This is a genomic window from uncultured Alistipes sp. (assembly GCF_902388705.1).
GTDB lineage: Bacteria > Bacteroidota > Bacteroidia > Bacteroidales > Rikenellaceae > Alistipes.
In genome coordinates this window covers 1-5,635 of sequence record NZ_CABMQJ010000088.1, presented here as the reverse complement: position 1 = coordinate 5,635, position 5,635 = coordinate 1, and the positions used below count along the sequence as shown (strand labels likewise).

Sequence of the window (5,635 nt, the reverse complement as noted above, 5' to 3'; positions counted from 1 at the left end):
TCCCGCCGCCTCGCTCGCAACTTCCGCCGGGGCGTCCCTGGGCCGTGGTTCCGGTCGCCGCAACTTCTGCCGGGGCGTCCCCGCGCCGTGGTTCCGGTCGCCGGGCTTCCGGCCTTCGCGGCTCCCGCCGCCGTGCCGCAACCCTGTTCGCGGCAATCCCTGGCTGTGCCTCCCGAATAGCTCCGGTGACGTCCGGCGGAGAATTAACAATTAATTCGCATTGCGCATGGTGTGTTCCGCTTTGTTTTTCGTACCTTTGGCCCCAAGGTTAATTAGGTTGCACTAATCCACAATAAGAATGAAAGCACTGAAAATCGGAAATCTGCTCGCTCCCGTCCCCATCGTGCAGGGCGGCATGGGCGTAGGCATATCCCTTTCGGGCCTGGCTTCGGCCGTGGCCGACCAGGGCGGCATCGGCGTTATCTCGTCGGCCGGACTCGGGGTAATTTACAACGACTATTCGAAAGATTACCGCAAAGCCTCGATATGGGGGTTGAAACAGGAATTGAAAAAGGCCCGCGAGGCCACCAAAGGCATTGTCGGCGTGAACGTCATGGTCGCCATGTCGAATTTCGCCGACATGGTGAAGACAGCCATTGCCGAGAGGGCCGACATCATCTTCTCGGGCGCCGGGCTGCCGCTCAACCTGCCGTCGTTCCTGACCGAGGGCGCCAAGACCAAGCTGGCGCCTATCGTGTCGTCGGCACGCGCCGCCAAGGTGTTGTGCCAGAAATGGTTCTCGGAGTATAAGTACATCCCCGACGCCATCGTCGTCGAGGGTCCCAAGGCGGGCGGCCACCTCGGCTACAAGGAGGACCAGCTTGCGGACGAGCACTTCTCGCTCGAGCACATCGTTCCCGAAATCGTGGCCGAAGTCCACGCGTTCGAGGCCGAGCACGGCTGCCGCATCCCCGTCATCGCGGGCGGCGGCATCTATACCGGCGAGGACATTTACCGCATCATGTCGCTGGGCGCCGACGGCGTGCAGATGGGCACGCGCTTCGTCACGACCGACGAGTGCGACGCCGACCCGGCCTTCAAGCAGAGCTACCTCGACGCCACGCAGCAGGATATCGAAATCATCAAAAGCCCCGTCGGCATGCCGGGCCGGGCTATCCACAGCTCGTTCCTCGACCGGGTGAAGGAGGGGCTCAAACGGCCCAAGAATTGTCCCTTCGACTGCATCCGCACGTGCGACGTGACGCACAGCCCCTACTGCATTATGCTGGCGCTCTACAACGCCTTCAAGGGGCGGTTGCAGAACGGGTACGCATTCTGCGGCGCGAACGCATGGCGCGCCGAGAAAATCCAGTCGGTGCGCGACCTGATTGCCTCGCTCAAAACCGAGTACGACAACTTTTCGCTGCGGGATAAGCTTTTCGGCGTGAAATAACCGTTCGGCGGAAAATCGGGGAGAACCCCAAACCAGGAAACTCCCGGCCTCTGATGGCCGGGAGTTTTGTTTTGTGCCGGAACTGGAGGGGCGGATGCCGGAGCGGAGTGTCGGGAACCGGAGGTCGGAACGGAGTGCTGGGCCGGGGGCGGAAAGAAGTGCCGGGGCGAGGCGTAGGAATGGGGAACCGGAAGCGGAATGCGGGGAGGGATGGAATGGATGGAATGGATTGCCGGGCGGGATGTCGGGGTGTGAAGCAGGGAGCTGGGGAGGCGCTGTGGACGGGGCAGCGGAACGGAAAGCCGGTGGCGGAAAGAAGTGCCGGGGCGAGGCGTAGGAATGGGGAACCGGAAGCGGAATGCGGGGAGGGGGTGGAATGCCGGTGGCGGGATGCGGGCCGGGTGGAAAGCCGGTGGTGGGATGCAGGGAGCGGGGCGGCGGAACCGAATGCCGGCACGGCAGAGGTGAAAACGGGTTTGCCGGGCCGCTTGGGTGTGTGCGCCTATTGCCTCTTTTCGAAATGCTGATAGTCTTTCAGGCTTTTCCAGTGCCCGCCCCAGGTGAACCCGTGCCGGGTAAACTCCCGGCAGCAGAGGTCGTCTTCGTCGATTTTGTACGGGAAGTCCCGTGTGCGGTCGGCATAGGGCGCCCCTTGCGCGGGGTCGACGAGCCTACGGCCGTTGCGAACCCGGACGCAGGGGTTGTAGAGCGGATTGATGTCGACGGCCATGCCGCGGCTGTGGTTCGACAGTTTGGCGGTGCCCGCGATAAAGCGGAAATTGAACGCCGAGGAGTTGTTGGCCCGCATCGAAGGGCCGTCCTGCGCATTGTATTCGTCGATGAGCACCATGCGTTCGATGGGGTAGGCCGCGTCGTAGAGCGTCCGGAAAATTTCGAGCAAATCGCCGCTTATGGCCTCGTTGCAGATGATTTCACCCAGCAGGATGTCGCCTGCGAGGTTGCGGTGCAGCAACTTGAGGTAGCGCAATTCCGATCGGGGCAGGGTGCATTCGGCCTTGTACGACTTGCCGCGCATGCGGCCGAATGTCGCGTCGTCGATTTCGCAGCACGCGAAGCACCTGTCGATGCCGTATGCGGCGACCTCCTGCTCCGAAACCCGCTCCCCGGCGCGCCACGTGCGCAGGGCTTCCGGGGCGCCGGCGTATGCGCAGCGGAGGCCCGGGGCCAGCAGCAGGAGAAGTGCGAGGAACCGTGTCATCCCGTGGCCGTTTACAGCTCTTCGAGCCGGGCCACGGGCGAAACGTCGAGCGACGAAAAGTCGCCGTGCCGGTAGTGGTAAAGCCCCGCCGCGGCAATCATGGCGGCGTTGTCGGTCGTGAACTTGAATTCGGGCAGGAACGTGCGCCAGCCGCGCTTTCTGCCCTCCTCGACGATGCCGTTGCGCAGCCCCGAGTTGGCCGAAACACCGCCGGCGATGGCGATGTCGCGGATGCCCGTGTCTTTCGAAGCGCGCACCAGCTTGTCGAGCAGGATGTTCACGATGGTGCCTTGCAGCGAGGCGCAGAGGTCGGCCTTGTTGCGCTCGATGAAGTCCGGGTCGCCGGCAACGGCGTCGCGCAGCGTGTAGAGGAACGAAGTCTTGAGCCCCGAGAACGAGTAGTCGTAGCCGTCGACGTGGGGCCGGGCGAAACGGAACGCTTTCGGGTCGCCCTCTTTGGCCAGGCGGTCTATTACCGGGCCCCCCGGGTAGGGCAGGCCCATGACCTTGGCGCATTTGTCGAAAGCTTCGCCTGCGGCGTCGTCGATCGTCGTGCCGACAATCTCCATTTCGAGCGGCGAATCGACGCGCACGATTTGCGTGTGGCCCCCGCTGACCAGCAGGCAGAGGAACGGGAAACCGGGGTGGGGCAGTTCGCGGTCGGGCAGGTCGATGAAGTGCGAGAGGATGTGCCCCTGGAGGTGGTTGACCTCGACCATCGGGATGTTGTGCGCGATGGCGAGCCCCTTGGCGAACGACACGCCCACGAGCAGCGAGCCCAGCAGTCCGGGGCCGCGCGTGAAGGCGATGGCGTCGATGTTTTCCACCGTCAGGCCCGCCTCTTTGAGCGCCGTGTCGACCACGGGAATGATGTTCTGCTGGTGTGCCCGCGAGGCCAGCTCGGGAATCACGCCGCCGTATTTCACGTGAACGGCCTGGGAGGCAATGACATTCGATAACAGCACGTTATTGCGGAGCACGGCCGCCGATGTGTCGTCGCACGAGGATTCGATGCCGAGAATTGTAATATCCATCCGGTTTGTTCGTTTTTTTTAACTATTTTAGTTAAATTTGCAGGTTATATAACGACCTGTCAATGCGCAAAGGTATAAAAATATTGGGAAAGGTGTTCTCGGCGCTCGTTTTGTTGCTGATAATCCTGCCCCTCGCGCTCTCGCTGCTGCTCGATATTCCCGCCGTGCAGAACTTCGTGGTGCAGAAAGCCGTGCGCATCGTTTCGGACAGGCTGGAAACCACGGTGAGCATCGACCGGGTCGACATCGGGCTGTTCAGCAAGGTCAGGGTCAAGGGGTTCTACGTCGAGGATTACCAGCGCGATACGCTCCTGTACGTCGGCAAACTCGACGCTTTCGTGACGGGCTTCGGCATCTTCGGCGGCGGGCTCACGTTGAGCCGCGGCGAGATTTCCGACGCCAAGCTCTACCTGCGCGAAACGCCCGGGGGAGAGATGAACATCAAGCAGATTGTCAACCGTATCAGCGACCCCGACAAACCCAGGAAAGGCAACTTCCGCCTGTCGCTCAAAAAGGCGGCGATCGGGAACATGGATCTCTGCCTCGAGCGGCTCACGCGCCGCGACCCGGAATTCGGCATCGACTTCAGCCACATGCACCTCTACGGCATCAACGCCCGTGTCGACGACTTCACCATCGACGGGCAGTCGATTTACACCACCATCGAGTCCATGTCGGCCCGCGAGCGCAGCGGCTTTTCGCTCGAGAATTTCGCCGGGCGCTTCTACCTCACCAACGGCGCCATGGGCTTTGAGGACGCCACCATCGTTACGGCCCGCTCGAACGTGCGCATCCCCTACATCTCGCTCGTGGGCGACTCGTGGGCCGAGTACAAGGACTTCATCGGGCAGGTGCGCATCGACGGCGCCCTGCGCAATACGACCGTTTCGACGGACGATGTCGCCTACTTCGCGCCCAAGCTCCGCGACTGGCACACGGATTTCAGCAATATCGACGTCGAAATCGCGGGCGTGGTCGCCGACTTCACGGGCAAGATACGGAGCCTGCAAATCGGCGAAGGGACGTGGCTCACGGCCGACGCTTCGGTCAAGGGGCTGCCCGACATCCGGCAGACCCGTTTCGACGTGTCGATTCCGCGCCTGAAATCCTCGGCCGAGTCCGTGGACGCGCTGGCCGCCGGAATCGGGGGGCGCGAACTGTCGGACAAACTTGTAGAGATACTGGGCAACTCGGGTGACCTGGACATCAACGCCCGCTTCCGGGGACTGCTCTCGTCGTTCGACATGCAGGCGGGGGCCGTGACCGACGTGGGCGACATCACCTGCAACCTGAAGATGGCTCCCCTGCGCGGGGGGCGCAGCAGCGTGCGGGGCGACGTGGCTACGCGCAACCTGAAGCTGGGCGATTTGCTCGGCCGCCGCGATTTGGTGGGCAATGCGACCCTCACGGCGTGGGTCGACGGCGTCGTGGGCCGGGGTTACACCGACGCCAACGTGGTGGGCAACGTCACGCAGCTGGGGTTCAACGGCTACGTGTACGATTCGCTGCGGCTCGACGGCCGCCTGCGCAACCGGGAATTCGACGGCCGCATCACGGCCCGCGACCCCAACCTCGATTTCGATTTCACGGGCATGGTCGACTTCAATGACACGGTGCCCCGCTACGACTTTACGATGGATTTGCGCCGCGCCGACCTGGCCCGCCTGCACATCAACCGCCGCGATTCGGTTTCGGAGCTCTCGGCGCACATCGTGGCCAACGCCAGCGGCCGCTCGCTGGACGACCTGAACGGCAGCATCCACGTGGGGGACGCCGTCTACCGCTACAATGACAAGCAAATCACCTCGAAAACCATGACCGTCACGGGCGAGAACTCGGCCCGCAGCAAACTGGTGGAGCTGCGCTCGGACTTCGCCGACGCCACGTTCCGCAGCAAGACCAGCTACCGCGAGGTTTTCCGCTACCTGCGGCAGAGCGCATGGAGATACCTGCCCCTGCTGCGCGGCGACGAAGCGGCGCAGGCGCCCC

The 5,635-nt window shown here is 63.1% G+C and carries 4 protein-coding genes and 1 pseudogene; 3 read left to right on the top strand and 2 right to left on the bottom strand.

Going from position 1 to position 5,635, the window contains the following annotated elements; all coding sequences use genetic code 11:
* Both QZT71_RS11720 and QZT71_RS11715 read left to right on the top strand, forming a co-directional pair.
* A partial coding sequence (locus QZT71_RS11720) for a hypothetical protein (RefSeq protein WP_295916421.1) occupies positions 1–180 on the top strand: 180 nt, incomplete at its 5' end.
* A gap of 118 nt (positions 181–298) precedes the next feature.
* Positions 299–1,393, top strand: a complete 1,095-nt coding sequence (locus QZT71_RS11715) for a nitronate monooxygenase (protein ID WP_295916418.1) — start codon at positions 299–301, stop codon at positions 1,391–1,393.
* A 502-nt stretch (positions 1,394–1,895) separates the two neighbouring features.
* On the opposite strand, the gene QZT71_RS11710 is transcribed toward QZT71_RS11715, so the two are convergent.
* Both QZT71_RS11710 and tsaD read right to left on the bottom strand, forming a co-directional pair.
* Entirely contained in the window at positions 1,896–2,612 is a 717-nt protein-coding gene (locus tag QZT71_RS11710) for a M15 family metallopeptidase (RefSeq protein WP_295916415.1), read from the bottom strand.
* An 11-nt stretch (positions 2,613–2,623) separates the two neighbouring features.
* Positions 2,624–3,646: a tRNA (adenosine(37)-N6)-threonylcarbamoyltransferase complex transferase subunit TsaD gene (gene tsaD / locus QZT71_RS11705; protein ID WP_295916413.1), complete on the bottom strand. Its 1,023-nt coding sequence runs from the start codon at positions 3,644–3,646 to the stop codon at positions 2,624–2,626.
* Positions 3,647–3,708: 62 nt separating this feature from the next.
* Here tsaD and QZT71_RS11700 point away from each other — a divergent pair.
* Positions 3,709–5,635: pseudogene (locus tag QZT71_RS11700) on the top strand (hypothetical protein); the annotation flags it as partial.

Excerpts from the sequence above, each read along its gene's own strand:
- QZT71_RS11715 (WP_295916418.1), top strand. The coding sequence starts at position 299 with ATGAAAGCACTGAAAATCGGAAATCTGCTCGCTCCCGTCCCCATCGTG.
- QZT71_RS11710 (WP_295916415.1), bottom strand. The coding sequence starts at position 2,612 with ATGACACGGTTCCTCGCACTTCTCCTGCTGCTGGCCCCGGGCCTCCGC.
- tsaD (WP_295916413.1), bottom strand. The coding sequence starts at position 3,646 with ATGGATATTACAATTCTCGGCATCGAATCCTCGTGCGACGACACATCG.